Origin of the sequence: Kribbella sindirgiensis, from assembly GCF_004331435.1 — a bacterium.
Classification (GTDB): Bacteria; Actinomycetota; Actinomycetes; order Propionibacteriales; family Kribbellaceae; genus Kribbella; species Kribbella sindirgiensis.
The window spans coordinates 205,697-231,313 of record NZ_SJKA01000003.1 but is presented as its reverse complement, the minus strand read 5'-3'; the positions used below and the strand labels follow the sequence as shown (position 1 = coordinate 231,313).

Below are 25,617 nucleotides of genomic sequence, written 5' to 3'. Positions count from 1 at the left end.
TTTCACATGCCCCCCACCCGATCTCTCCGGAGCCGCATCCTCGTCCCGGCAGCCGTACTGGCCGTCGGCGCGCTGGTCGCGGCACCAATTGTCGTGCACGCGGGCAAGGACTCGCCGGTCGCGACCGCGAACGCCGCGGACAGCACGGTGACAGCTCTGCCCAGCGTCGGACGAGTCGAGACGTGTGTCCTGGACGCATCCTCGGGATGCACGGTCCTGCACGGGTTCGGTCAGAAGCCGGTGGCGATCACCGCGACCGCGTCCGGTCCGGCGATGCTGTCGATCGACCCACGCCGTACGACGGACACCAGCTACCGGCTGCGTGCGCTCCGGTACGACGGCGACCGGTACCGCACCGGGACCAAGCTGACCTACACGGTGCACTACGACTTCACGGCGGCTCCGGCACAGCCGACGACGCCGACTCCGACCACCACCACCACGACCCCGACGAAGCCGCCGACGTCCAGCACGCCGACGCCGACACCGACGCAAACCTCGACCACGACTCCGACCAAGCCGCCGACGTCGACGACGACACCACCGACGACCACGACACCACCGACGACGACGCCGACGTCGACCGGCAGTCCGAGTCAGACCTGCACCAACCCCTCGTTCGTCACCACCTCGACGAACAACCAGGGCGACGGCCGCACGTTCGGTGCGTACTACGTGCACAACAACATGTGGAACAACGAGAACGGCACGTACACGCTCAGCGCCTGCAACTACAACAACTGGTACGTCGACGTGACCCAGCCGCTGCCAGGTGACAAGGGCGTTCAGGCGTACCCGAACGTGCACAAGGACTACAACGACGTGGCGCTGTCGAAGATCCAGTCGGCCAAGTTCGCGGCGAGCACACCCGCCAACTGTCCGGCCTGTATCTACAACGTCGCGTTCGACGCCTGGATCGGTGACGACCTGAACAACGAACTGATGATCTGGACCGACAACAAGGGGCAGGTGCCTGCCGGGCGCAAGATCGGCACCGTCACCTTCGGCGGCTTCACGTACGACGTCTGGCACGAGAACGGCTACACGGCGTACGTGTCGCAGGTGACGCAGAAGTCCGGGACGATGCCGCTGGCCAGCTTCTTCAACGACATGATCACCCGCGGCTGGGCGCCGAAAGCGACCACCTGGCAGGTCGACTTCGGCGTCGAGGTCGTCTCGACCGGAAACACCAAGCAACGCTTCAACTTCACCGACTTCTCCATCCAGGAGAACTGACCCTCGCTCTCGCGACCCCGGCGGTCACCGCGCTCGCGCGGTGGCCGCTTAGGGTTCCGGGTGTGAGTGAACTCGTGATCTTCGACAACGACGGTGTGCTGGTGGACTCCGAGCGGCTGGCCAACACGATTCTGGCCGAGCTGCTCACCGAGGCGGGGTTGCCGTACACGTTCGAGGAGGCGGTACGGGACTTCATGGGCGGGTCGATGGCCTCGATGCGGCAGCAGGCCGAGGCACGGCTCGGGCGGCCGCTGCCGGCGGATCTCGAGGACCGGTACCACCAGCGGCTGTTCGACGGTTTCGCCCACCTCCAGGCGATCGAGGGCGTTGAGGCTGTCCTCGACCACCTGGAGGCGCGCGGCGTCACCTACTGTCTGGCCTCCTCGGGCACCCATCGCAGGATCCGTACGGCGTTGACCGCGGTCGGCTTCCTGCACCGGTTCGAGGGCCGGATCTTCAGCGCCGAGGACGTCGCGCACGGCAAGCCCGCCCCGGACCTCTTCCTGCACGCCGCCGCGTCGATGGGCGTGAAACCGGTCGACTGCCTGGTGATCGAGGACAGCCCGCTCGGCGTCGCCGCCGCGATCGCCGCCGGGATGAAGGTCTTCGGGTACGCCGGCATGACCGACCCCGCGAAACTTTCCGATGCGGACACGGTTTTCCACAACATGAGCGCCCTCGCCGACCTGATCGACGCCACCTGAGACACTGGACTGACCATGTCTACTCCTGAGTCACGTCCGGTCCGCGCTGAGGCCGTGGTCGATCTGGCCGCGATCCGTCACAATGTGACCACGTTGCGTGCCCGCGCCGAGGGTGCGCAGCTGATGGCTGTGGTCAAGGCCGACGGGTACGGGCACGGGATGGTGCCGGTCGCCCGCGCGGCCCGTCAGGCCGGTGCGGACTGGATCGGCGCCGCGGTGCTCGAGGAGGCGCTCGCGCTGCGGGCGGCCGGTGACACCGGGCCGATCTTCTGCTGGCTGACCACCCCCGGCGAGCCGCTGGCCGACGCGATCGAGGCCGGGATCGACCTGTCCGCGGGCGCGCCCTGGGAGATCGACGAGCTCGTCGCCGCGGTCCAGGACCACCCGGCGCGGGTGCACCTCAAGATCGACACCGGCCTGTCCCGCGGCGGCGCCGTACCGGAGGAGTGGCCGGCGTTGATCCGCGCCGCCGTCCGCGCACAGGCGAGCGGGCAGATCGAGGTCAAGGGTATCTGGTCGCATCTCGCCTCCTCGGACGAGCCGAAGAGCCCGGTGAACGAGTCCCAGCTGGCGACCTTCACCGAAGCGGTCGAGGTCGCCGAGTCGTTCGGGATCGACGCCGAGTTCAAGCACCTCGCGAATTCCGGCGCCACGCTGGCGCTGCCGGAGACCCATTTCGACCTGGTCCGCCCGGGCGTCGCGACGTACGGGCTCTCGCCGTTCGGGCATGCGCTGCCGTCGGCCGAGCTCGGGTTGCGGCCGGCGATGACGCTGAAGGCGCGGCTGGCGATGGTGAAGCGGGTGCCGGCCGGTGCGGGCGTCTCGTACGGGCTGACCTGGACCGCGCCGCGCCCGTCGACACTCGGCCTGATCCCGCTCGGGTACGGCGACGGTCTGCCGCGGCACGCCTCGAACGGCGGCCCGGTCCAGGCGTACGGCCGGCGGCGGGCGATCGTCGGCCGGATCTGCATGGACCAGTGCGTCGTGGACCTCGGCGACGACGAGGCCGCGGCGGGCGACGAGGTCGTGCTGTTCGGCCCGGGGACGTCGGGTGAGCCGACCGCGGACGACTGGGCCGACGCCGCCGGGACCATCAACTACGAGATCGTCACCCGCCTGGGCCCCCGGATCCCGCGCAGGTACGTCGACAGCGAAAGGTAGATCGGCATGTCCAAAGCAGGGCGGACTGCTGGTCTGATCGGGGCCGCGGTCGGAGTGCTGGCCGCGGGAGCCGCGGCCGGTGTCGCGGTCGAGCGTCAGGTGATCGGCCGGCGCTCGGGGCAACGCAAACAGCTGGAGGCCGAGCCGTTCGGGTCCCAGCGCGGGACGCCGTACATCTTCACCGCCGACGACGGCGTCGAGCTGTACGTCGAGGTGGACGAGCTGAAGCGCTCGCGGCGACCGGCTCCGCCGCCGAAGCGCAGGATCGGCCGAAAGTTGCCGCTACCGCCCGAGGACCTGACCGTGATCTTCGCGCACGGGTACGGCCTGAACATGGACGCCTGGCACTTCGAGCGCCGGGACCTGGCCGGCATCGGGACGATGGTGTTCTACGACCAGCGCTCGCACGGCCGCTCCGGGCGGTCCGCGAGGGCGAACGTCAGCATCGACCAGCTCGGCAAGGACCTGTACGGCATCATCGAGCGGTTCGCGCCGACCGGACCGGTGATCCTGATCGGTCACTCGATGGGCGGGATGACGATCATGGCGCTCGCCGAGCAGCATCCCGAGCTGTTCGGCGACCAGGTGATCGGCGTCGGCCTGTGCTCGACCAGCGCCGGCGGGCTGGACCAGGTGCCGATCGTGTTCCCGGGCAAGGTCGGCATGCTCGCGCGGGCGCTCGCCACGCCGACGGTCGCCGCGCTGGCCCGGATCCCGGACGTGGTGGAGCGCAGCCGGAAGGCCGGGACGGACATCAGCTACCTGCTGACCCGGAAGTACTCGTTCGGCTCCGAGGTGCCGCCGGCGTTCACCGAGTTCGTCAACGAGATGATCGCGGCGACGCCGATCGAGGTGATCGCGGAGTTCTACCCGATCTTCGCGCTGCACGACAAGTACGACGCCCTGGAGCCGTTGCAGAAGGTGGAGTGCGTGGTGGTCGGTGGCGACAGGGATCACCTGACGCCGTTCGCGCACGCCGAGGAGATCGTCCGGCGGGTCCCCGGCGCCGAGCTGGTCGAGGTGCAGAACTGCGGTCACCTGGGCCTGATCGAGCACCACCGTGAGTTCACCGCGGCCCTCCTTGGGATGATCGAGCGAGCCGAACAATCCCTAGGACCCACCTGATGACCGACTTGCACGTCGTCGACGCCACCCAGGACCACGTCGACGACATCGTGAATGTGATCCACCACGCCTTCTCCGCGCGCCGGGTTCTCGACCCGCCGTCGACGGCGTTGTCCGAGAACGCGACCACGGTCGCCGCGGCGATCGCCGAGCACGGCGGTTTGCTGGTGCTGAGCGACGGCGTTCCGCTCGGGGCGGTGCTGTTCGAGCAGGTCGGTGACGTCCTGAACCTCCGCCGGGTCTCCGTCGACCCGCGGTACCAGGCGCGCGGCGTCGCCTCGGCGATGGTCGGTTGCGCGGAGGAGGTCGCCGTACGTCGTGGGCTCGGCCGGGTGAACCTGATCGCGCGGGTCGAACTGCCGGACACCGTGGAGTTCTGGCGGCGGCGCGGGTACTCCGTTGTCGACCAGCAGGCGCACAACCTCACCTATGCCAAGGCGATGCCGATCGAGTTGACGGTGCCGACCGCCGACGAGATGCAGGCGATCGGCGAGGAGCTGGCCGGTCAGCTGCGCGCAGGCGACGTACTCGTGCTGTCCGGTGATCTGGGCGCCGGCAAGACGACGTTCACGCAAGGACTCGGCGTCGGGCTGAAGGTGCGCGGGGCGATCACGTCGCCGACGTTCGTGATCTCGCGCGTGCATCCGTCGCTGGCCGGCGGTCCCGCGTTGGTGCATGTCGACGCGTACCGGATCGGTGGGTTCGCGGAGCTGGACGATCTCGACCTGGACGCGAGCCTGGACGACGCGGTCACCGTGGTCGAGTGGGGTCATGGACTGGCCGAGGCGCTCGCGCCCGATCGGCTGGACATCGTGGTGACCCGTGGCGACGACGACACCGACGAGACGCGGTCCCTGCGCATCACTCCGGTGGGCCCGCGGTGGGCCGCGTCCGGCGTACAGGTGTCCGTACTGGAGAAGAACTGACATGTTGCTTGCCTTCGACACCTCGAGTGCCGCCGTCACCGTCGCGCTGGCCACGCCGGCCGGCGAGATCGTCGCCTCCTCGACGACCGTCGACGCGTTGCGCCACGGCGAACTCCTCGCGCCCGCCATCGCGGCGGCGCTGGAAACGGCGGGAGTCACCCCGCGTGACCTGACCGGGATCGCGGTCGGCGTCGGCCCGGGTCCGTTCACCGGGCTGCGGGTCGGGCTCGTGACGGCCCGGACGATGGGCGAGGTGCTGGGGATCGAGGTCTCCGGCGTCTGCAGCCTGGACATCCTCGCGCGGCAGTCGACGCTGACGTTACCCGTCGCGGTCGCGACGGACGCGCGGCGCAAGGAGATCTACTGGGCGCTGTACGACGGTCCGGCCGCGGACGGCAGCCGTCGGCGGCTCGAGGGACCCGCGGTCGACAAGCCGGCCGAGGTCGCCCACGTGCTGTCCGGTCTGCCCGTGATCGGCCGCGGCGCGGTCCTGTACGCCGACGCGCTGAACGTTGTCGCGGACGATGTCGTGGAGTACCCGTCGGCCGAGGTGCTGGCGACGGGTGTCGCGACTCGGACGCTCGAGGTCGTCGCGCCGGATCCGCTGTACCTGCGCCGTCCGGACGTCACGATGTCCAGCGGGCCGAAGAGTGTGCTGTGAGACCTGCCATCAGAGCGGCACGTCCGGAAGACCTCCCGGAGCTGGTCGCACTGGACGAGGTGTGCTTCGGGCCGACGGCCTGGAGCGAGGGCGCCTGGGCTGACGAGTTCGACCGGCTGACCGAGGACCGCGTCGTCCTGGTCGCGGACGAGGGTGCGCTCGTCGGGTACGTCGTACTGCTGGTGCCGCCGGTGGTGGAGGACGTGGTCGAGGTACTGCGGGTCGCGGTAACTCCGGCCGAGCGGCGTACCGGGATCGGCGGGCAGCTGATGACGACGGCCCTGGATCGTTGTGCGGGCAGGACAGTCCTGCTCGAGGTTGCCGCAGGCAACGAGTCGGCGATCGCGCTGTACCGGGCCTTCGGGTTCGAGGAGATCAGCCGGCGGCGTGGGTACTACGGTGGCAGCGAGGACGCGGTGATCATGCGGTGGAGGAACGATGAGTGAGCCCCTGATTCTGGGGATCGAGACGTCCTGCGACGAGACCGGGGTCGGGATCGTGCGCGGGCAGACTTTGCTCGCCGACGCGATCGCGTCCAGTGTCGAGGAGCATGCCCGGTTCGGCGGGGTCGTCCCCGAGGTGGCCAGTCGCGCGCACCTCGAGGCGATGGTGCCGACGATCCGGCGGGCCTGCGAGACGGCCGGTATCAAGCCGACCGATGTCGACGCGGTCGCGGTGACCAGCGGGCCCGGCCTGGCCGGAGCGCTGCTCGTCGGTGTCGCCGCTGCGAAGGGCCTGGCGTTGTCGCTGGACAAGCCGATCTATGGCGTCAACCACCTGGCGGCGCACGTCGCGGTCGACACCTTGGAGCACGGCGATCTGCCGAAGGGCTGTGTCGCGATGCTGGTGTCCGGCGGGCACTCGTCGCTGCTCGCGGTCGAGGACATCACCGAGGGCGTCGTACCGATGGGCAGCACCATCGACGACGCGGCCGGTGAGGCGTTCGACAAGGTGGCGCGGGTGCTCGGGCTGCCGTTCCCGGGCGGTCCGTGGATCGACAAGGCGGCGCGTGACGGCGGCGACCGGATGTACGTGACGTTCCCGCGCGGGCTGACGTCGCAGCGGGACCTCGAGCGGCACCGGTTCGACTTCTCGTTCTCCGGGTTGAAGACTGCGGTCGCGCGCTGGGTCGAGGCGAAGCGGCGCGACGGCGAGGACGTGCCGGTGAACCACGTCGCGGCGGCGTTCCAGGAAGCGGTCTGCGACGTACTGACCCGCAAGGCGATCGACGCGTGCAAGGACCGCGGGTTCGAGCACCTGCTGATCGGCGGCGGCGTCGCGGCGAACTCGCGGCTGCGGGTGATGGCCGAGGAGCGTGCGGCCGCGGCCGGTATCGCCGTACGGGTGCCGCGGCCCGGTCTGTGTACCGACAACGGCGCGATGGTCGCCGCGCTCGGCTCGGAACTGGTCCGCTCCGGCAAGGCGCCGTCACCTCTCGATCTCCCCGCTGACTCGTCGATGCCCGTCACGGAGGTACTGAACGCATGAAGTGGACCGGGCCGGACGGGTTCGAGGCCGACGACTCCGCCGAGCGGATCGACGTCGGCGTGGTGCAAGGCTTCCTGAGTACGTCGTACTGGGCCGAGGGGATCCCGCGCGAGGTCGTGGAGCGCGCGGTGGCCGGTTCGCTGAACCTCGGGGTGTACGACGCGGACGGGGTGATGGTCGCGTACGCGCGGATGGTGACGGACCGGGCCACGTTCGCCTGGCTGGCCGACGTGTTCGTGCTGGAGTCGCACCGTGGGCACGGCCTCGGGCGGTTCGTCGTGTCGACCTTGCTCGAGCATCCGGACCTGAAGGGGCTGCGGCAGGTCCTGCTGGCGACCGCGGACGCGCACGAGCTCTACCGCTCGTACGGTTTCAGCGAAACGCCGCCTGGACGGATGATGGCGATCCGCAAGGACGCCGCCGAGTTGTACGCGCAGTCGTGAGGCGCCCGGGTGTCGACCTCGTCCGGCACCCGGCGGGCGCGAGTGAGCTGGTGCTGCTCGCTCACGGCGGCGAGGAACATTCGTACGCCGACCCGCACCTGTGGCGCCCTGCCCTGCTGCGGATGTGGCCGTTCGCGCGGGCCGCGCGGTCGGTCGCGCCGCAGGCCGCGATCGGGCTTCTCCGGTATCGCTTCCGGGGCTGGAACGAGGACGGCGACGCGGCCGCTGATCTGCGGACCGTTCTGGACGAGCTGCCGCCGGTGATCTCGCGGGTGTTGCTGATCGGGCACTCGATGGGCGGGCGAGCGGTGGTTGCCGCGGGCGATCATCCGCGGGTCGCGGGCGTGCTCGGGCTGGCGCCGTGGCTGCCGCCGGACGAGCCGCTCGTCATGCTGCGCCCGCCCGTCACGTTCGTCCACGGGACCGATGAAACGATCACCTCGCCTGCGGGTACGGCGGCGTACGCGCAGCGGCTGCGGGCGGCTGGGGTGGACGTGACGACGTACTCCCTTGCCGGGGAAGGGCATGCGATGCTCCGGCGGGCGAAGGACCGGGACCGGCTGGTGACCGAGTTCGTCGAAGGGAAGCCTGCCGGTGGCGGCGACGAGCACTGGCCGGCAGTGCGCGATCAGGCGGCGCGCGATCGGGCGGTGCGTGGTCAGGTGGTGTCGGCGGTCGGCGATATCTTGTCGGCTCGGCTCCAGCTGCTAGTGAAGGAACGCTTCCGGGCAGAGTGAGGTTAGTGGCGGGCCTCCGGGGAGTCGCGGCAGCAGACGCAGCACCTCGTCCACCGGCTTGTCACCCGAAGACCCGCTCGCGAGATCGATCATATGTTCGAATGTACGTCGAGCGCAAGTCCGGGTTGTTCCGCGCGATGGCGGCCGGGGGTGGTGCCGACGACGGCGGCGAAGGCTGCGATGAAACCGCTCGGGTTCGCCCACCCGCAGGCATGCGCGACGTACGTGGTGTCGTGGCCGTCCGCGAGCAGGACGAGGGCGTGGTAGATCCGGAGCTGCGTGCGCCATTCGTAGTACGTCATGCCGAGCTCGGTGCGGATCAGGCGGCTCAGCGTACGGGCGCCGGCTCCGGCCTGGCGCCCCAGCTCGGCGAGTGGAGTGTTGTCGGCGGGGTCCTCGCGGAGGCGCTTCGCGATGCTGCGCAGGCGGTCGTCGTGCGGTTCTGGTAGCTGCAGTGGCTGCTCTGCGGCTTCGTGGAGCTCGTCGACGAGAACGTGTTGGAGACGGGCGCGGGCGGCGGGCTCGAGCTCGCGGCTCGTCAGGGCGAGGACGACCTCGCGGGCGAGACCGGAGGCCAGGAACACTGCCGGGCGGTCCGGGATGCGTTCGGCCAGTTCTGCGGGCAGGAACACGATCCGCATGTCGGTATCGCCGTGAGCGCGGTGCTGGTGGGTGAACCCGGCAGGCGTCCAGGCGATGCGGTTGGCGGGCACGATCGACGTACCCCGATCGGTTTGCACAGCCAGGACGCCGCGTGCGGCGTACACCAGATGTCCCTCTTCGTGGGTCTGGATCGTGCTGATACCGCCTGAGGCCCAGTGATGGGCGCCGGCGGACGGGAAGAGCTCCGAGCGGAGAGGTTGGCGGCCAACGGGCATAGTCTGGCATTTTATCGGTGGTCGGCCACACCGGTCTGCGGCGAGGGTGGACGCATGACGATGCGTGCGGCGGTGTGTGCCCGGGCGGGCGGTCCGGAAGTGCTGGAGATTCGCGAGGTGCCGGTGCCGGCGGTGCGGGACGGCTGGAGTCTGGTGCGGGTGCACGCGGCCGGCCTGAACCGGTCGGAGCTGCGGACCCGGCAGGGGCATTCGCCCACGGTGCGGTTCCCGCGGGTGCTCGGGATCGAGTGTGTCGGCGTCGTGGCCGAGTCGACCGATCCCGCCGTACCGGAAGGGACGACCGTCGCGGCGGTGATGGGGGAGATGGGGCGGGCGTACGACGGCGGCTATGCGGAGTACGCGTTGTTGCCTAACGCAACGTTGATGCCGATCGCCACGACCCTTCCGTGGGACGTGCTCGGCGCGCTGCCCGAGACGTACCTGACGGCGCAGGGCGCGCTGGACGCGCTGGGCATCGAGAAGGGCGGTCGCCTGCTGATCCGGGGCGGTACGTCGTCGGTCGGGATGGCGGCTGCGGCGATCGCGGCCGGGTACGGGGTCGAGACCGCGGTGACGACGCGCCAGGCGGGCAAGGCCGACGCGCTGACCGCGGACCATGTGCTGGTCGACGACGGCGGGTCGCTGCGGGAGATCTGGCCGGACGGACCGGAGTACGTTCTGGACCTGATCGGCGCGCGGACGGCGGTGGACTCGCTACGGCTCGTCCGCCGGGGTGGCACGGTCTGCGTCGCGGGATCGCTCAGCGGATGGTTGATCCAGGACTTCGAGCCGATCGCGATGATCCCGTCCGGGACCCGGCTCACGGCGTTCCACAGCGAGACGATGCAGGGTCGCGCGGACGTGCTGCAGCGGATCGTCGGCGAGGTCGAGCGCGGCGTCTACCGGCCGAACGTCGACCGCGTCTTCGAGCTGGACGAGATCGTCGCGGCGCACCGGTACATGGAGGGCGATCAGGCGACCGGGAAGCTGGTCGTCACCCTGCGGCACGAATAGGCGACGGCGTCGCGGCCGATGCGCGTGACGATCAGGGTCGCCGACGTCGAGCCCTTCGGTGCGAGCTTCTTGCGCAGCTGGGCCGGATCGAGGTCGACGCCGCGCTTCTTGATCTCCAGCGTCCCGATGCCCTCGGTGCGGACCCAGGAGCGCAACGCCTTCTCCTTGTAGGGCAGCTCTTCCAGCACTTCGTACGCCGAGGCCAGCACTGTCGGGACGTACGTCGACGCGGTGACGTAGGCGATGCGGGGATCCAGCAGCCAGCCGTCGACCGTTGCGGCGACCGCCGTGACCAGACCGGCCCGGACGACCGCTCCATCGGGTTCGTAGATGTACTTGCCGACCGGACCGCTGTCCGCCTCAGGTGCATCGGCAACGCTCGCGCCACCGGGCAGCAGCGTGGCCCGTCGCGGCGTACCGCCGTACAGCGCACCGGACCAGAGCGCGGCCTCTTTGACCTCACCGGAGTCACTGATCCACTCCGCTTCCACACCTTCGGGGATCGCATCGTGCGGGATGCCCGGCGCGACCTTCACACAGGCGGTCCGCTCCAGCAGCCCGGTCACGAACGACCACGGCGGTGAGTACGCGTTGTGGTCGAACACGCGCCGCCCGTCCGCCCGGCGCGCGGGGTCGGCGAAGACCATGTCGTACGGCGTGACGTCGGTAGCCTCCGCGTCTCCGACCAGGACCTCGCCCGGAAGCTCGAACGCGGCGAGGTTCGCACGGGCGACCGCCGCGGTCTCGGGGTCCCGCTCGACGCCGGTGACTCGCAGGCCGGCACGGGCCATCGTGATGAGGTCGCCACCGATCCCGCAGCCTAGGTCGACCACGGTGTCGATCTGTGTTGCTGCGACACGTGCGGCGCGGTGGGTGCTCACCGTGGTGCGGGTGGCTTGCTCCAGGCCGTCCGGGGTGAAGTACATGCGCTCGGCATCCGGACCGAACTTGGCGACGGCGCGGTGCCGCAGCGCGGCCTGGGTCACCGCAATCGTCACAAGCGTTGCGTCGTACCGGCGTCTGAGCTTCTCAACCAGCTGGAGCTCTTTGCCGGGGCGGTACTCGGCGCAGGCAGCTGCCAGTACCTCAGCGCCCGGTCCGTCGAGCAGCGCGGTGACACTCACCCCGCAACCTTAGAGGGGACTCGAACAGCTCCTGCTCCAGCTGCGGGTTGCCATCGAGTACAGCCGCCAGTTCATCGCGGAGCGCGTCTTCGGGCCGTAGATGCCGTCCACGACCAGGTGGTGCCTGCGCTGGACGGCCCTGACGACCGCGCGGGTGTTGCTGCCGTAGATGCCGTCGACGGCGAGCTTGGTGCCGTAGCAGAAGTTCAGGTTGCGCTGGAGGACCTGGATCGCGGTCTCCGGATCGCCTGTCCGGCTGGAGCCGCGGTACGGGTCGTCGCCGTACATCAGGTTGCAGGTGGTGCTGGTGCTGCCCAGGATCGACGGCATCGGGATGCCCCAGCTGCGGTTGACCGGAACGAGGCGGGCGGACCTGCACTGCGGCAGCGCGGCTGCTGCCTTCAGCTCGGCGGCCGTGGCCTCGTGGGACACCGGCTCGTCGACCGGCACGTCGGCCACCGGTGTCTCGGACGCCGGCGTTGCTGCCGGCGGTGACGGGTGCTTCGACGCGTTGGCGGCGACGGCTCCGACCGCGACCGCGGCGACGGCGGCCAGCAGCGCGACAGTCCGGCCGGACAGCTTGGGAAGCGCCATGAGCACATTCTGTACCTGAGCGGTCACCGGAACTACGTCTCACGCTGAGAATCCTTTGGCACTCGAGTTGACCGAGTGCTAATCGCGGCCTAGATTCGGTGTTGGCACTCTCGACACGAGGGTGCCAGCGGTCCGGCCTCTGACCCCCGCGACGGCAGGGGAGCGCGACCACATGCCACAGACAAGCGAATTCGACCGTGGAGGTCAGCAAGTGTCGGTCACGATCAAGCCGCTCGAGGACCGCGTCCTCGTCGCGCCGCTCGAAGCCGAGCAGACCACGAAGTCCGGCCTGGTGATCCCGGACACCGCCAAGGAGAAGCCGCAGGAGGGCGAGATCCTCGCCGTCGGCCCGGGCCGGATCGACGACAACGGCAACCGCGTCCCGCTGGACGTCGCCGTCGGCGACAAGGTCATCTACTCCAAGTACGGCGGCACCGAGGTCAAGTACGACGGTCAGGACTACCTGATCCTGGGCGCCCGCGACATCCTCGCAGTCGTCAGCAAGTGACGAACGCCCGCTGTTCCTGACTGACACCGCCCCGGAGCCCTTGGCGCCGGGCGGAGTGGGTCCGGGACAGCGGGTTTCGCTCCTGCAACGAGACATACGGAAAAGGACTGGTTTTCTTCATGCCGAAGATCCTCGAGTTCGACGAGAACGCGCGGCGCGCGCTGGAGCGTGGCGTCGACAAGCTCGCGAACACGGTGAAGGTGACGCTGGGCCCGAAGGGCCGCTACGTCGTCCTGGACAAGAAGTGGGGCGCCCCGACCATCACCAACGACGGTGTGACCGTCGCCCGTGAGGTCGAGCTGGACGACCCGTTCGAGAACCTTGGTGCGCAGCTCACCAAGGAGGTCGCCACCAAGACCAACGACATCGCCGGTGACGGCACCACCACCGCGACGGTGCTGGCGCAGGCGCTGGTGCACGAGGGCCTCCGGGCGGTCGCCGCCGGCGCCAACCCGATGGGCCTCAAGCGCGGTATCGAGGCGGCCGTCGAGGCCGTGTCGGCCAAGCTGGTCGAGACCGCGCGGCCGGTCGACGACAAGGGCGACATGGCCCACGTCGCGACCATCTCCGCCCGGGACGCCGAGATCGGCGGCCTGATCGCGGACGCGTTCGACAAGGTCGGCAAGGACGGTGTGATCACCGTCGAGGAGTCGAACACCTTCGGGACCGAGCTCGAGTTCACCGAGGGAATGCAGTTCGACAAGGGCTACATCTCGCCGTACTTCATCACCGACGCCGAGGCCGGCGAAGCGGTGCTGGAGGACCCGTACATCCTGATCCACCAGGGCAAGATCTCCGCGATCGCGGACCTGCTGCCGCTGCTGGAGAAGGTCGTGCAGTCCGGCAAGACGCTGCTGATCATCGCCGAGGACGTCGAGGCCGAGGCGCTGTCCACCCTCGTGGTGAACAAGATCCGCGGCAACTTCACCTCCGTCGCCGTCAAGGCGCCGGGCTTCGGTGACCGCCGCAAGGCGATGCTGGAGGACCTGGCCGCGCTCACCGGCGCGCAGGTCGTCGCCCCCGAGGTCGGGCTGAAGCTCGACCAGGTCGGCCTCGAGGTGCTCGGTTCGGCGCGCCGGATCGTGGTCTCGAAGGACAACACGACCGTCGTCGAGGGTTCCGGCAAGGGCGAGGACATCGAGGGCCGGGTCAGCCAGATCAAGTCCGAGATCGAGCGCACCGACTCCGACTGGGACCGCGAGAAGCTGCAGGAGCGGCTGGCCAAGCTGGCCGGCGGCGTCTGCGTCATCAAGGTCGGCGCGGCCACCGAGGTCGAGCTCAAGGAGAAGAAGCACCGGATCGAGGACGCGGTGTCCGCGACCCGGGCCGCGATCGAGGAGGGCATCGTCGCGGGTGGCGGTTCCGCTCTCGTGCACGCGTCCACCGTGCTGGACAAGGACCTCGAGCTCGACGGTGACGAGGCCACCGGTGTCCGGATCGTCCGCAAGGCGGTCGTCGAGCCGCTGCGCTGGATCGCCGAGAACGGCGGCTACGAGGGCTACGTCGTGACGTCGAAGGTTGCCGAGCTCGAGTCCGGCAGCGGCTTCAACGCCGCCACCGGTGAGTACGGCGACCTGCTGGCGCAGGGCGTCCTGGACCCGGTCAAGGTGACCCGGTCCGCGCTCGCCAACGCCGGCTCGATCGCCGCACTGCTGCTGACCACCGAAACCCTGGTGGTCGACAAGCCCGAGGAAGAAGAGCCCGCCGCAGCCGGCCACGGCCACGGCCACGGCCACTGACCCTCAGCACCACCAGCACGACAGCACAGCACACCAGCACCGCCCGGCAGCCCAACTGCCGGGCGGTGCTCTGCTATCTGGAGACACCCCGCCCGCCACACCCGCCGACCGCACGCCCACCACAGCCCGGCCGACTGCACGCCCACCACAGCCCGGCCGACTGCACGCCCACCACAGCCCGGCCGACTGCACGCCCACCACAGCCCGGCCGACCGCACGCCCACCACAGCCCGGCCGACCGCACGCCCACCACAGCTCCGTCGGCCCTCCCCTCATTTGCCTGGCTGACCCACGAATTTGCCTGGTCTGCCAGGCAAATGAGGGGTTCTACACCGTGGACGTGGGTGTGGAACCCCCGAATTGGTGGGTGGACCAGGCAAATGCGGCCGGGGAGGGGCGACCTCCCAGGGACATGCACCGGTGTTCGGTGATCGCGGGCCGCGGGCCGCGGGCCGGGGGTCGGCGGCGGTCTGGGGAGGTTTGCTTCCCGGATCGGGCAGGGAATCCTCCCCAACCCTCCGGTTGTCGAGAGGGGATGTCGCGAGGGGGGAGGGCTGGTTGGTGGGACGGGGTGGTGGGATGGGTGGGTGTTGATTCGGGTGCGGGGTGACGGGGATCTGGGTGTTTGTGTGGAGTTGTTGCGGGGTGTGCATGAGCGGGCGGGGTATCCGATCAACTGGCCGGCGGAACCGGCGCGGTGGTTGACGCCCGAGGCGGCTCTGGGGTGTTGGGTTGCGGTGAGTGGTGGGCGGGTTGTGGGGCATGTGGTGTTGACGGGGGTGGGGGACGGCGCCGAGGTGGAGCGGTTGTTCGTGGATCCGGAGGCGATGGGGCAGGGGATCGGGCGGCGGTTGCTGGAGCACTGTGTGACAACGGCTGCCGGGCTCGGGCGGGCGCTGGCGCTCGAGGTGGTCGACAACCGCGGCGCCGCCGTACATCTGTACCGGCGGGCGGGGTGGCGCGAGGTCCGGCGTACGGCGATCGATTGGGGCGGGGAACACGCTTCCGAGCTGATCCGTTTCGTGGCGCCGGGGAGTGAACTCGCCGGTAGTGACAGATCGTGATGAAAACATGCGCTTGACCACGAACTGCCACTAGGCAACGAGAGTTGAGCGCCGTACCATCTTTCAGGCTGACCGGTCCGAACACGAGGGGGCGAGGGGTGACAGAGGTCCGAGTACCTGACACCCACGACCGGGTCGAGCTCAGGGATCTTGCCGCGCTGGCCGGCGACGGGGACCGCACAGCTCTCAACGACCTGCTCACCAGGGTGCGCGCAGTCGCGCATCGTTACGTACGGTCCCGTTTGTGGACCTATCCCGGCGGCGCCGACATGGTCGACGACGTCGCACAGGAAGTTTGTGTCGCGGTGTTCGGCGCGCTGAGCCGGTACCGTGACGAGGGGAGGCCTTTCGAGGCTTTCGTCTACGGCATCGCGGCCCGCAAGGTCGCCGATGCCCAGCGTGCGTTCGCGGTCGCCGACGTCTCGACGCCGGACCTGCCGGACGGCGCGGACGAGTCACCGACGCCGGAGGAGCGCGCGGTTCGGCAGTCCGAGGTCCAGCACATCATGGGCCTGCTGGACAAGTTGCCGGAGAAACTGCGGGAGATCCTGCGCCTTCGCGTCGTTGCGGGGTTGTCAGCCGAGGAGACCGGCCGGGCACTGGGGATGACACCGGGGGCGGTGAGGGTCGCACAGCATCGGGCGTTGAACACGCTCAGGGGGTTTGTGGGGCATGAAACACAGCTGGAACGAGGACGAGTGGGGGAGGGGCATCATGGCTGACCGTTTCGACCTGGACGCGATCGAGGCCGATGACGCACTACTCGATCTGCTCGCTGCCGGTGGGGAGTCCGCCCGTACGGCGGGCGACCACGACCCGGCCGTCGCACTGCTGGCCGATCTACGGCTAGCGGTCGAGGTCGAGGACGAGCTGCCGGTGGAAACCATCGACGATCCGGAGAGCTTCCTGGCGCGATGCGCCGCGCTGAACCCGATCACCGACCCGTTCGCCCGCAAGGTGGCGACCCGCGGTCTGGCGTTCGGTGTCGCCGCGGTGGCCGCGCTGTCGGTGTCCGGTGTGGCCGCGGCCGTCACCGGTGACCCGTTGTCGCCGTACGAGAAGGTCATCGAGAAGATGGTCGACGCGGTCCGCCCGCAGACCAGCTTCCCGAAGGAAGAGCTCGACGGGCTGCCGATCGTGGATCGCAGCACGATCGTCAAGGTGGGCAAGGACTTCAAGGAGAAGGCCAAGGCCCAGCGCGCCGCCGAGAACGGCAAGGACGGCTCGGCCGGCGACGACCCGCAGGCGCAGGAGATCAAGGGAACGCCGGAAGTGGTCGTGCCGCCGGGCGACAAGCCGGTGGCGGCTCGGGAGTGGGGCTACCCGCTGCCGACCGACAAGCAGAAGACGATGGATCCGGTCAAGCCGACGACGACCGAGGTGACGCCGGAGCCGACCGACACCACGACGACGAAGCCGGCCGATCCCGAGACGTCCGAGCCGACCGACACCACGACGACCGAAGTGCCGCCGGACACGCCTCCGGACACCCCGCCGTCGACCCCGACGGACCAGCCGACCGACACGCCGACTCCGACGCCGACGGACACCACGACGCCGCCGACCGTCGACAACGGCACGGGCGACAGCACCGGTGACAACAACACGTCGACCGGGGAGCCGACGGCCACGCCGACGTCGACGCCGAGCGCGGGATCCGGCGAGGGGCAGTCGAGCGACGGGGACACCTCGGGCTCGGACAGCACCACGACGCCGGGCGGCGACACCGGCGGCGCCGGTGGCTCGGACACCAGCGGTTCGGACACGTCCGGCTCGGATTCGAGCGGTGACGGCGACACGCCGAGCAGCGAGATCACGCAGGTTCCGGCCGAGGTCAAGGAACTGGTGGACGCGGTCGAGTCGATCGTGTCGCCGGTGCTGCCGACGCCGAGCGGTGACCCGGTCACGAACCAGACCGCCGAGCGTTTCTTCGGCGTGCCCGACGCGACGGCGAAGTCGATCACGACCAGCAAGGCGACGGCCAAGAAGGCGACGCCGAAGAAGGCAGCGGCCAAGTCGACCGGGAAGCACGCGGGCGGCAACGTCAGCACGGGCTCGGTCCGCAAGACCTACCCGAAGGGCAAGCACTCCAGCGGCGCGTACCCCGAGGGTAAGCACGCCGCCATCGCCCGGACGTACGGTTCCACCACCGACGCCAGCCTGCTGCAGATCCTGGACGTCGTGAACAAGCCGATCAGGTAACCGGCCGATCACCGACCGCCCGCCGCGCAACCGCGGCGGGCGGTTGCCTGTGCGGTGGCCGGTGTGGGGCCTGTGGACGGCGGATTCGGGGCCTGCGGGCGGCGCGGATAGGATGGGGTTCCGTTGTCGCCGTACAAAAGGTGCTCGTTTTCCCCATGGACATCACCCCAGCTGGAGTTCCCGACAAGTTCGCCGTCCTCGGCCTCACCTTCGACGACGTACTGCTGCAGCCGAACGAGTCCGACGTCATCCCGTCCGAGGCCGTCACCCGGTCCCGGCTGAGCCGCAACGTCGAGGTGAACATCCCGCTGGTGTCCAGCGCGATGGACACCGTCACCGAGGCCCGGATGGCGATCGCGATGGCACGCCAGGGCGGTCTCGGCGTCCTGCACCGCAATCTCTCGCTCGAGGACCAGGCCCAGCAGGTCGACCTGGTCAAGCGCTCCGAGTCCGGCATGATCGCGCAGCCGATCACCATCGGCCCGGACGCCTCCATCGGCGAGGCCGACGCGCTCTGCGCGCAGTACCGGATCTCCGGCGTCCCGGTGGTGGACGGCGCGGGCGTCCTGGTCGGCATCGTCACCAACCGCGACATGCGCTTCGAGACCGACCTCTCCCGGCCGGTCCGCGAGGTGATGACCAAGCAGCCGCTGATCACCGGCCGGCAGGGCATCGCCGCCGACGACGCGATGGCGCTGCTCAGCAAGCACAAGGTGGAGAAGCTGCCGCTGGTCGACGACGCCGGCAAGCTGACCGGCCTGATCACGCTGAAGGACTTCGTCAAGCGCGACAAGTTCCCGCTGTCCACCAAGGACGGCTCCGGCCGGCTGATGGTCGGCGCGGCGATCGGCTTCTTCGGCGAGGCGTACAAGCGGGCCATGACGCTGGTCGAGGCCGGTGTCGACGTGCTCGTGGTGGACACCGCGCACGGTCACTCGCGGGCCCAGATCGAGATCATCCGCAAGCTCAAGGCCGACCCAGCCACCCGTGGCGTCGATGTCGTCGGCGGCAACGTCGGCACCCGCGCGGGCGCGCAGGCGTTGGTCGAGGCTGGCGCGGACGGCGTGAAGGTCGGCGTCGGCCCGGGTTCGATCTGTACGACGCGAGTGGTGTCCGGTGTCGGCGTGCCGCAGGTGACCGCGATCTACGAGGCGTCGCTGGCGTGCAAGCCGGCCGGTGTCCCGGTGATCGGCGACGGCGGCCTGCAGTACTCGGGCGATATCGCGAAGGCGCTGGTCGCGGGTGCGGACACGGTCATGCTGGGCTCGCTGCTCGCCGGGTGCGAGGAGTCGCCGGGCGACCTGGTGTTCATCAACGGCAAGCAGTTCAAGGCGTACCGCGGGATGGGTTCGCTCGGTGCGATGCAGTCCGGCGGGCTGCGCAAGTCGTACTCCAAGGACCGCTACTTCCAGCACGACGGCGGCTCCGACGAGAAGCTGATCGCCGAGGGCGTCGAGGGCCAGGTGCCGTACCGGGGCCCGCTGGCGGCCGTCGCGCACCAGCTGATCGGCGGCCTGCGGCAGTCGATGTGGTACACGGGCGCCCGGACCGTGCCGGAGCTGCAGGAGAAGGGCCGCTTCGTCCGGATCACCTCGGCCGGCCTGCAGGAGTCCCACCCGCACGACATCCAGATGACGGTCGAAGCGCCGAACTACTCCGGCCGCTGACCTACGCCTGCGGCCGCCCGCCACCCGAGCAAGCAGGTGGAAACCCTTTCACATGACAAGGGTTTCCACCGTGGCATGTGACAAGGTGGTTATTACCGCCTATTGCAACAGGTGGTAATAACAGGTGGTGCTGACCGGTGGAGGCTCAGGTGACCGACGAGGTGCCGTTGCGGTGGATCGAGGTGCGTGGTCTCACCTCGATCGGTCACGCCCACCTGGACCTGTCGAGCCCTGTGACGTTGCTGGTCGGACCCAACGGAGCCGGTAAGAGCAACGTGGTGGATGCCTTCGAGATGCTGGGCCGGGTGATCGACCGCCAGCTCAACGAACACCTGATCAGGAGCGGTGGGTTCGCCGCGATCCTGCGCCGGCCCAGCGATCCGGCCCTGACTCCCGAGGCGATCGAGCTCGAGGTCTGGGGCGACTGGCAAGGGAGCACCTGCAACGGATACAAGGTAGTGATCGAGCCCACGCCTGACGACTCCGCCCTGGTCCGTGAGACCACGATGTTCCATGACCGGTCGAAGTATGCGCGCCCGCACGAGAGCGCGCTTGCAGCGGCGCGGGAGAGCCGCCTGCGCGCCGAGGCAGCCGGCGACGCGAAGGCCTCCTACGTACTTCGCGTCGTGGCCGGCTGCCGGGTCTTTCACTTCGACGACACCAGCGCCGACGCTCCCCCGAAGCGGCGCGTCGACTCTGCCGACAACCTCACGCTGGCGCCCGATGCCCACAACATCGCTGCCGTCCTACTGCGGCTGCGGTCCGACGACCCGTCGCGTTACCGGCGCATCGTCCGGGCTGTGCGCACGGTCGCGCCGTACTTCGACGACTTTGTTCTGGAGCACGAAGGCGGCGCGATCAGGCTGCGTTGGCGTGAGCGCGGCCTGGATTCTGTGTTTTCGGCGGAGAACCTCAGCGACGGCACGCTGCGCTTCGTCTGCCTGGCGGTCCTCCTCCTGCAGGACAACCTACCCGGGACGATAGTTCTCGACGAGCCCGAGCTCGGGCTGCACCCGTTCGCCATCCATCAACTCGCGGCGCTCCTGCGGCGGGCGGCCAAGGGTCGCCGCGTTGTCGCCGCGACCCAGTCGGTCACGCTGCTGGAGCAGTTCAGTGTCGAGGAGGTCGCGATCGTGGAACGTTCCTCGACCGGTACGACGATCCAGCGGCCGGATCCGCGCGCGCTGGAGGAGTGGTTGTCGGAGTACACCCTGGGCGAGCTCTGGGAGAAGAACATCCTGGGTGGACGCCCGCGCCCGGACGATTCGCCGCGGGTGGTCCGCGGCTGATGGAGTTTCGCCAGATGGCGGTGCTGGTCGAAGGGCAGACCGAGGCGGCGTTCGTACAAGAGATCCTGGCCCCGTACCTGCAGTCGTACGGCGCCTATCTGACGCCCGTGATCGTCAAGACCTCTCGCCTCGCGGACGGGACCACCTTCAAGGGTGGCGGGATGGTGTGGAAACACTACGAAAGAGACCTTCGCAAGCTGCTGGCTGCTACTCACTACCGCTGTGTCTCGATTCTGGTCGATTTCTACGCCTATCCGCGGAACGGTCCCGGCGCCGCCTGTTGCGATCGGCCGCACCAGCCTCGGCAGTGTGCCGAGACCCGCGTCCGGGAGATGGAGAGGGCGATTGCGGACCCGCGGTTCGTCCCGTACGTGGTGCTGCACGAATTCGAGACCTGGGTGATCGCCGCGGCATCAGAGTCCGGTTCTGTTCTCGGCGACGTCGCGGTCGCGGAGAAGTTGCAGGCCGAGGCGGACGCGGTGGCCGGCGACGTCGAGCTGCTGAATGACTCCCGGCAGACTGCGCCATCCAAGCGCGTCCAGCGGTGCTGGCCCGACTACGACAAGGTCACCGACGGGATCGAAGCCATTCGGGAAGCAGGGCTGGAGGCGGTGATCGCGCGGTGTCCGGGCCTCAGGTCCTGGATCGATCAACTGCTGGCCCGCTGAGATCCCACCCGCCCCAAGGTCGGTAGGCTGCTCCTATGACCGAGATCGAGATCGGCCGCGCGAAGCGTGGGCGGCAGGCGTACGCGTTCGACGACATCGCGATCGTGCCGTCGCGCCGGACGCGGGACCCCGAGGAGGTCTCGGTCGCCTGGCAGATCGACGCGTACCGGTTCGAGCTGCCGATCCTGGCCGCGCCGATGGACTCGGTGATGTCGCCGGCCACCGCGATCGCGATCGGGAAGGCCGGCGGTCTGGGCGTCCTGAACCTCGAAGGTCTCTGGACGCGGTACGAGGACCCGACCAGCCTGCTCGAGGAGATCACCAGTCTCGAGACGCAGCAGGCCACGCACCGGCTGCAGGAGATCTACGCGGCGCCGATCAAGCCCGAGCTGATCTCCCAGCGGGTCCAGGAGATCCGCGACTCCGGTGTGACGGTGGCCGGCGCGCTGTCGCCGCAGCGCACGAAGCAGTTCGCGAAGCATGTCGTGGATGCGGGGGTCGACCTGTTCGTCATCCGCGGTACGACGGTGTCCGCCGAGCACGTGTCCGGGCAGGCGGAGCCGCTGAACCTGAAGCAGTTCATCTACGACCTCGACGTACCGGTGATCGTCGGAGGTTGTGCGACGCACCAGGCGGCGTTGCACCTGATGCGGACCGGTGCGGCCGGCGTACTCGTCGGCTTCGGCGGCGGCGCGGCGCACACCACGCGGAAGGTGCTCGGGGTCGCGGTGCCGATGGCGTCGGCGGTCGCCGATGTGGCCGCGGCGCGGCGGGACTACATGGACGAGTCCGGCGGCCGGTACGTGCACGTCATCGCGGACGGCTCGGTCGGGCGGTCCGGTGACGTGGCGAAGGCGATCGCCTGCGGCGCGGACGCCGTGATGGTCGGTTCGCCGCTGGCCCGCGCGAGCGACGCGCCGGGTGGCGGGTACCACTGGGGTGCCGAGGCCTGGCACCAGGACCTGCCCCGCGGCGAGCGGGTCGAGGTCGGCGTCACCGGCACGATGGAGCAGATCCTGTTCGGCCCGTCCTGGGTCCCGGACGGCACGATGAACCTCGTCGGCGCGCTCAAGCGCGCGATGGCGACCACCGGCTACACGGAAGTCAAGGAGTTCCAGCGGGTCGAGGTCGTCGTCGGTTGAGCACCGGGGTCCTGCTCCTGCACGGTTCCAGCGGTACGCCGGACCTGGATCGCGCTCGGCTGCTCGAGGCCGAGGGGTACGACGTACTCGCGCCGCGCTGGACAGTCACGCATGAGGTCCCGCTGGAGTCGTTTCCGCTGGACCCGCTCGCCCATAACGACAGGCTGGTCGTGATGGGCACGTCATGGGGCGCCGAGGCGGCGTTGCTGCTCGGCGCGCTCGACCACCGCGTGGACGCGGTGGTCGCGTTCGCGCCGAGCGCCTACGTCTGGGGCCGGAACCTCGAAGACGGTAGCCAGCGGTCGGCGTGGACCTGGCAGGGCGAGCCGCTGCCGTTCGTACCGTTCGACCGCGACTGGAAGCCCGACAGCGATCCGCCGAGCTACACCGGCCTGTATCGGCAGAGTGCGGAAAAGGCGACGGAGCAGGCGCGGATCCCGGTCGAGCGGATCCGGGGCGAGGTCTTGCTGGTGGCCGGTGGTGACGACCAGGTCTGGCCGGCGGTCGAGTTCGCCGAGGAGATCACGCGCCGCCGCGGCGACCGCCCGACGCGGACCGTGACGGTCGAAGAAGCCGGGCACCGTGCGGTGCTGCCGGGGGAGGACCCGAAGACCGCGGGGCAGCGGATGGCGCGCGGCGGGACGGACGAGGCGGACCGCGACCTTGGCGTCCTGGCCTGGTCCGAGATCCGACGGCTGCTCGCGGACTAGGCCCTGAGACGACGTGCTTCGAGTTCACCCGGTTTGACGGGTTCTGGAAGGATTGCCGCATGGGATTGTTCAGCCGTCGAAGCAGCCAGGACACGGACAATGTTGCCCTCGCCGCGGCGCGAGGCCGGCTGTCCCCGGACGACGTCGATCAGGTGCGGTTCCTGATCACCACGAAGAAGGCGGTGCACGCGGTCAAGCTGATCCGCGACCGCACCGGCCTCGACCTCAAGCAGTCGAAGGAGCTGGTCGACGACATCCGCCTCGGGCGGTACGTGCCGCCGACGACCGGTACGCCGCTGGTCCGGCGCCCGGGCACCAACCTGGCCGAGCGCACCCGCGCCCTGAAGGCCGCGGGCGAACTCCACCAGGCGACCGCCCTGGTCGTCTCCGAGACCGGCATGACCGAGACCGAAGCCGGCCTGTTCGTCGGCGCCCTCCGCGCCGATCTCCAGGACTAACGCGTCCATCCCGGGTCGCGGCCGAAGGCGGCGAGCAGAGCCTCGGTGGGCTCGGTGAAACCGTCGAGGTGATCGCCGACCATCCCGGCCGAGCGGTACAGCTCCTCGCGTTTCGCGAACCAGTCCGCGACCTCCTCGACGAGGTCGCGGTCCATCCGCGGCGGTACGTCGATCGCGACGGCCAGGTCCCACCCGTGGATCAGGTGGTCCGCGGCGAGTTGCCGCAGGTACTCGTGCGGATCCTCGTCGCCGTACGACAGATGCACCTTGTCGATCGTCCAGGTCGCCGCGACCTCCGCCTCGCGGGCCGCGTACGACGCAGCGCCGACCGGATCGTCCGCGAGCAGGTCGCCGTCGAGGCTGTCGCCGACCTCGGCGATCGTCTTGCCCGCCATCAGCGGCACGGTCCAGCGCTCCTCGCCGACGACATGGTTGACCAGCGCCCGGACGTCCCAGTCCGAGCACGGCGTCGGCGCCGACCACCGATCGGGCGGCACCTCCGAGACCAGGTCCGCGAAGTTCGCGACCGTGCGATTGTGCATGTCCACAACGTCCATGAGCCTCCCCCTCTCAGCGCCAGCGTCCGTCCGAGAGGGAGGCGCGTCAAGCAGACGCCCTCTTACCAGCCGTCAACGGCCGAGCTGGAGTTGCTCCGCGGCCTCGTGGGCGTGGTACGACGCGGTCAGGTCGCCGGTGGCGGCCAAGAGGTTGCCGTGGTGCCGGTAGCAGGCCCCGGCCAGCTCCTTCATCAGCTCATTGTCGTCGGCGTACGGGATCAGCGCGGTCGCCACCTCCGCGCACCAGCCGCCGAGGTCGAGTGCGATGTCGGTCCGCCCGGCCTGGAAGTACGCCTCGGAGATGTCGAGCAGGAGCTGCGCCCAGATCGGCACGTACGTCGCCGTCTGGAATCGCATCCGGTGCGACTCCCGCTCGGACGAGATCGCGAACAGGTAGTGCGCCTCCAGCCCCAGCGTCAGCGCGGCGTTGCCGTCCTGAGACAGCAGCGGCTTCACCAGTTCGGCCAGCTCGGTCGCGCGTTGCGCCGCGGACTCAGGGTCCGTCCGGCCCGACACGGTCGCCAGCGTCATCCCGGGCGCGGGCTCGCTCAGCGCGACGAGCCGGTGGTACTGCTCGAACGGCCCGAGCTTGATCTCCGCGTTCTCCAGCGCCGCGACCAGCGTCAGCGGCAACCCGCGGTCCAGCTCCTCGACCACGCGGGCCGCCGTCTCGGCGTCGGTGTCGTACGCCGTTCGCAGGCAGGCCTCGCCCTCCAGGCGGCCGACGATGCCGAGGTGCTTGCCCTTGCGGACCAGGGCGGCGACCAGCGTGCGCATGTCGGTCGCCGAGTCCGAGTCGGCGAGCGTGTCGGCCGTGGTCAGCCCGATCTCGTCGGCCTCCAGCGCGAGGTCCAGCCGTCCCTCGGCCGCGTGGACATCGGCCGACACCGCGGTCGCCGTACACAGGTAGCGGGCGTACGACAGCGACTGCGGGCTCTCGTTGATCTGGTCCGCGAGTTGCAGGAACAGCTGGGTCGCCGCGTCCGCGGACGCGACCGCCAGCGCGGGGTCGCCGTACCGTCGCAGGATCAGCGCGTTCATCGCGAGCACCCGGGCGAAGTCCGGCTGGTGCTTGAGACCGTCCTCGCCGCCGACGAGCTGGCCGTACGCGATCACCGCGCCGTCCATCTCCAGTACGGCGGTGGCGCCGTGACCGCGGTGCGCCTGGGTCATCGCGCGCCGGGCGCGGACGTCGGCCAGGAAGCAGGTGGCGTCCAGTACGCCGGCGTCCTGGAGCTCGGTGTACCCGAGTTGCGCCTCGTGCAGTGCGGCGAGCGCCTCCTCGTGCCGTCCGGACGCGTTCAGCGATCCGGCCAGCTCGTACTGGGTCGCGGCCATCAGATGCTTGGCCTCGTAGTGGTTCGGGTGCCCTTCGGCCCGCTCCCTGGCCAGTTCGATGACCCGCTGCTGGTACGGCCCCGCCTCGTCGGCCCGGCCCTCCTCGATCAGCACCTGGGCTGTCTGCAGCGCCTCACCGAGCTCGTCCTCAGGAGGCGTCCAGAGCCCCCCGCTGTCCACCATC

Annotated in this window: 27 protein-coding genes; 22 read left to right on the top strand and 5 right to left on the bottom strand. The window is 69.7% G+C overall.

Translation table 11 applies throughout. The annotated features are described in order from the left end of the window. The first annotated feature begins 6 nt into the window (after positions 1 to 6). The 10 genes from E0H50_RS09565 to E0H50_RS09520 all read left to right on the top strand — a co-directional run bounded on the left by E0H50_RS09565 (position 7) and on the right by E0H50_RS09520 (position 8,481). A complete protein-coding gene (locus tag E0H50_RS09565) occupies positions 7 to 1,236 on the top strand; it encodes a GH12 family glycosyl hydrolase domain-containing protein (RefSeq protein ID WP_131286274.1) in 1,230 nt (409 codons plus the stop codon). Positions 1,237 to 1,298: 62 nt separating this feature from the next. Then, the gene (locus E0H50_RS09560; protein ID WP_131286273.1) at positions 1,299 to 1,940 is read left to right on the top strand and encodes an HAD family hydrolase; all 642 of its coding nucleotides are present in this window, start codon (positions 1,299 to 1,301) and stop codon (positions 1,938 to 1,940) included. A gap of 15 nt (positions 1,941 to 1,955) precedes the next feature. Next, positions 1,956 to 3,101: an alanine racemase gene (alr, locus tag E0H50_RS09555; protein ID WP_131286272.1), complete on the top strand. Its 1,146-nt coding sequence runs from the start codon at positions 1,956 to 1,958 to the stop codon at positions 3,099 to 3,101. 6 nt (positions 3,102 to 3,107) lie between these two features. Then, on the top strand, positions 3,108 to 4,226 hold the full coding sequence (locus tag E0H50_RS09550; protein ID WP_131286271.1) for an alpha/beta fold hydrolase: 1,119 nt from the start codon (positions 3,108 to 3,110) through the stop codon (positions 4,224 to 4,226). Then, complete coding sequence (gene tsaE, locus E0H50_RS09545) at positions 4,226 to 5,152, top strand: tRNA (adenosine(37)-N6)-threonylcarbamoyltransferase complex ATPase subunit type 1 TsaE (protein ID WP_131286270.1); 927 nt, start codon at positions 4,226 to 4,228, stop codon at positions 5,150 to 5,152. The genes E0H50_RS09550 and tsaE overlap by 1 nt, the downstream gene beginning before the upstream one ends. Before the next feature lies 1 nt (position 5,153). Further along, complete coding sequence (tsaB, locus tag E0H50_RS09540) at positions 5,154 to 5,813, top strand: tRNA (adenosine(37)-N6)-threonylcarbamoyltransferase complex dimerization subunit type 1 TsaB (protein ID WP_131286269.1); 660 nt, start codon at positions 5,154 to 5,156, stop codon at positions 5,811 to 5,813. Beyond that, the gene (locus tag E0H50_RS09535; protein WP_131286268.1) at positions 5,810 to 6,259 is read left to right on the top strand and encodes a GNAT family N-acetyltransferase; all 450 of its coding nucleotides are present in this window, start codon (positions 5,810 to 5,812) and stop codon (positions 6,257 to 6,259) included. Before tsaB ends, E0H50_RS09535 begins: the two co-directional genes overlap by 4 nt. Next, complete coding sequence (gene tsaD, locus E0H50_RS09530) at positions 6,252 to 7,301, top strand: tRNA (adenosine(37)-N6)-threonylcarbamoyltransferase complex transferase subunit TsaD (RefSeq protein ID WP_131286267.1); 1,050 nt, start codon at positions 6,252 to 6,254, stop codon at positions 7,299 to 7,301. The genes E0H50_RS09535 and tsaD overlap by 8 nt, the downstream gene beginning before the upstream one ends. Beyond that, positions 7,298 to 7,744, top strand: coding sequence for a GNAT family N-acetyltransferase (locus tag E0H50_RS09525; protein ID WP_131286266.1), 447 nt, complete (start codon positions 7,298 to 7,300; stop codon positions 7,742 to 7,744). The genes tsaD and E0H50_RS09525 overlap by 4 nt, the downstream gene beginning before the upstream one ends. After that, on the top strand, positions 7,741 to 8,481 hold the full coding sequence (locus tag E0H50_RS09520; protein ID WP_131286265.1) for a dienelactone hydrolase family protein: 741 nt from the start codon (positions 7,741 to 7,743) through the stop codon (positions 8,479 to 8,481). Before E0H50_RS09525 ends, E0H50_RS09520 begins: the two co-directional genes overlap by 4 nt. A gap of 89 nt (positions 8,482 to 8,570) precedes the next feature. Here the strand turns inward: E0H50_RS09520 and E0H50_RS09515 are convergent, their stop codons facing one another. Next, positions 8,571 to 9,359, bottom strand: a complete 789-nt coding sequence (locus E0H50_RS09515) for an AraC family transcriptional regulator (RefSeq protein WP_131286264.1) — start codon at positions 9,357 to 9,359, stop codon at positions 8,571 to 8,573. 54 nt (positions 9,360 to 9,413) lie between these two features. Between E0H50_RS09515 and E0H50_RS09510 the strand changes: the two genes are divergently transcribed. Then, entirely contained in the window at positions 9,414 to 10,373 is a 960-nt protein-coding gene (locus tag E0H50_RS09510) for a zinc-binding dehydrogenase (protein ID WP_131286263.1), read from the top strand. Here the strand turns inward: E0H50_RS09510 and E0H50_RS09505 are convergent. Together E0H50_RS09505 and E0H50_RS09500 are read right to left on the bottom strand one after the other, a co-directional pair. Then, complete coding sequence (locus tag E0H50_RS09505; protein ID WP_131286262.1) at positions 10,331 to 11,497, bottom strand: class I SAM-dependent methyltransferase; 1,167 nt, start codon at positions 11,495 to 11,497, stop codon at positions 10,331 to 10,333. The genes E0H50_RS09510 and E0H50_RS09505 overlap by 43 nt on opposite strands. 9 nt (positions 11,498 to 11,506) lie before the next feature. Continuing rightward, complete coding sequence (locus E0H50_RS09500; protein WP_131286261.1) at positions 11,507 to 12,091, bottom strand: peptidoglycan-binding domain-containing protein; 585 nt, start codon at positions 12,089 to 12,091, stop codon at positions 11,507 to 11,509. Between the two features lie 211 nt (positions 12,092 to 12,302). Here E0H50_RS09500 and groES point away from each other — a divergent pair, with 211 nt between their 5' ends. The 11 genes from groES to E0H50_RS09445 all read left to right on the top strand — a co-directional run bounded on the left by groES (position 12,303) and on the right by E0H50_RS09445 (position 23,538). Continuing rightward, on the top strand, positions 12,303 to 12,599 hold the full coding sequence (groES, locus tag E0H50_RS09495; protein WP_130384566.1) for a co-chaperone GroES: 297 nt from the start codon (positions 12,303 to 12,305) through the stop codon (positions 12,597 to 12,599). Positions 12,600 to 12,718: 119 nt separating this feature from the next. Next, positions 12,719 to 14,338, top strand: a complete 1,620-nt coding sequence (gene groL, locus E0H50_RS09490; RefSeq protein WP_131286260.1) for a chaperonin GroEL — start codon at positions 12,719 to 12,721, stop codon at positions 14,336 to 14,338. Between the two features lie 587 nt (positions 14,339 to 14,925). Continuing rightward, positions 14,926 to 15,402, top strand: coding sequence for a GNAT family N-acetyltransferase (locus tag E0H50_RS43740; RefSeq protein WP_337590369.1), 477 nt, complete (start codon positions 14,926 to 14,928; stop codon positions 15,400 to 15,402). Between the two features lie 98 nt (positions 15,403 to 15,500). Then, complete coding sequence (gene shbA / locus E0H50_RS09480) at positions 15,501 to 16,124, top strand: RNA polymerase sigma factor ShbA (RefSeq protein ID WP_131286259.1); 624 nt, start codon at positions 15,501 to 15,503, stop codon at positions 16,122 to 16,124. After that, positions 16,117 to 17,604: a hypothetical protein gene (locus E0H50_RS09475; protein WP_131286258.1), complete on the top strand. Its 1,488-nt coding sequence runs from the start codon at positions 16,117 to 16,119 to the stop codon at positions 17,602 to 17,604. Before shbA ends, E0H50_RS09475 begins: the two co-directional genes overlap by 8 nt. A gap of 155 nt (positions 17,605 to 17,759) precedes the next feature. Then, the gene (guaB, locus tag E0H50_RS09470) at positions 17,760 to 19,271 is read left to right on the top strand and encodes an IMP dehydrogenase (protein WP_131286257.1); all 1,512 of its coding nucleotides are present in this window, start codon (positions 17,760 to 17,762) and stop codon (positions 19,269 to 19,271) included. A gap of 149 nt (positions 19,272 to 19,420) precedes the next feature. Beyond that, positions 19,421 to 20,560, top strand: a complete 1,140-nt coding sequence (locus E0H50_RS09465) for an AAA family ATPase (RefSeq protein ID WP_131286256.1) — start codon at positions 19,421 to 19,423, stop codon at positions 20,558 to 20,560. Beyond that, positions 20,560 to 21,228, top strand: coding sequence for a DUF4276 family protein (locus tag E0H50_RS09460; RefSeq protein WP_131286255.1), 669 nt, complete (start codon positions 20,560 to 20,562; stop codon positions 21,226 to 21,228). Before E0H50_RS09465 ends, E0H50_RS09460 begins: the two co-directional genes overlap by 1 nt. Before the next feature lie 35 nt (positions 21,229 to 21,263). Continuing rightward, positions 21,264 to 22,370 (top strand): GuaB3 family IMP dehydrogenase-related protein, encoded by a 1,107-nt coding sequence (locus tag E0H50_RS09455; protein WP_131286254.1) that lies wholly within the window; start codon positions 21,264 to 21,266, stop codon positions 22,368 to 22,370. After that, positions 22,367 to 23,080, top strand: a complete 714-nt coding sequence (locus E0H50_RS09450; RefSeq protein ID WP_131286253.1) for an acyl-CoA thioester hydrolase/BAAT C-terminal domain-containing protein — start codon at positions 22,367 to 22,369, stop codon at positions 23,078 to 23,080. Before E0H50_RS09455 ends, E0H50_RS09450 begins: the two co-directional genes overlap by 4 nt. 59 nt (positions 23,081 to 23,139) lie before the next feature. Continuing rightward, the gene (locus tag E0H50_RS09445; RefSeq protein ID WP_131286252.1) at positions 23,140 to 23,538 is read left to right on the top strand and encodes a hypothetical protein; all 399 of its coding nucleotides are present in this window, start codon (positions 23,140 to 23,142) and stop codon (positions 23,536 to 23,538) included. Here E0H50_RS09445 and E0H50_RS09440 read toward each other — a convergent pair. After that, the gene (locus tag E0H50_RS09440; protein ID WP_131286251.1) at positions 23,535 to 24,095 is read right to left on the bottom strand and encodes a TIGR03086 family metal-binding protein; all 561 of its coding nucleotides are present in this window, start codon (positions 24,093 to 24,095) and stop codon (positions 23,535 to 23,537) included. The two genes, E0H50_RS09445 and E0H50_RS09440, sit on opposite strands and share 4 nt — an antisense overlap. A 72-nt stretch (positions 24,096 to 24,167) precedes the next feature. Beyond that, positions 24,168 to 25,616 carry a hypothetical protein gene (locus E0H50_RS09435; RefSeq protein WP_131286250.1) on the bottom strand — a complete coding sequence of 483 codons (1,449 nt, stop codon included), beginning with the start codon at positions 25,614 to 25,616 and terminating at the stop codon, positions 24,168 to 24,170. Position 25,617 lies beyond the last annotated feature (1 nt).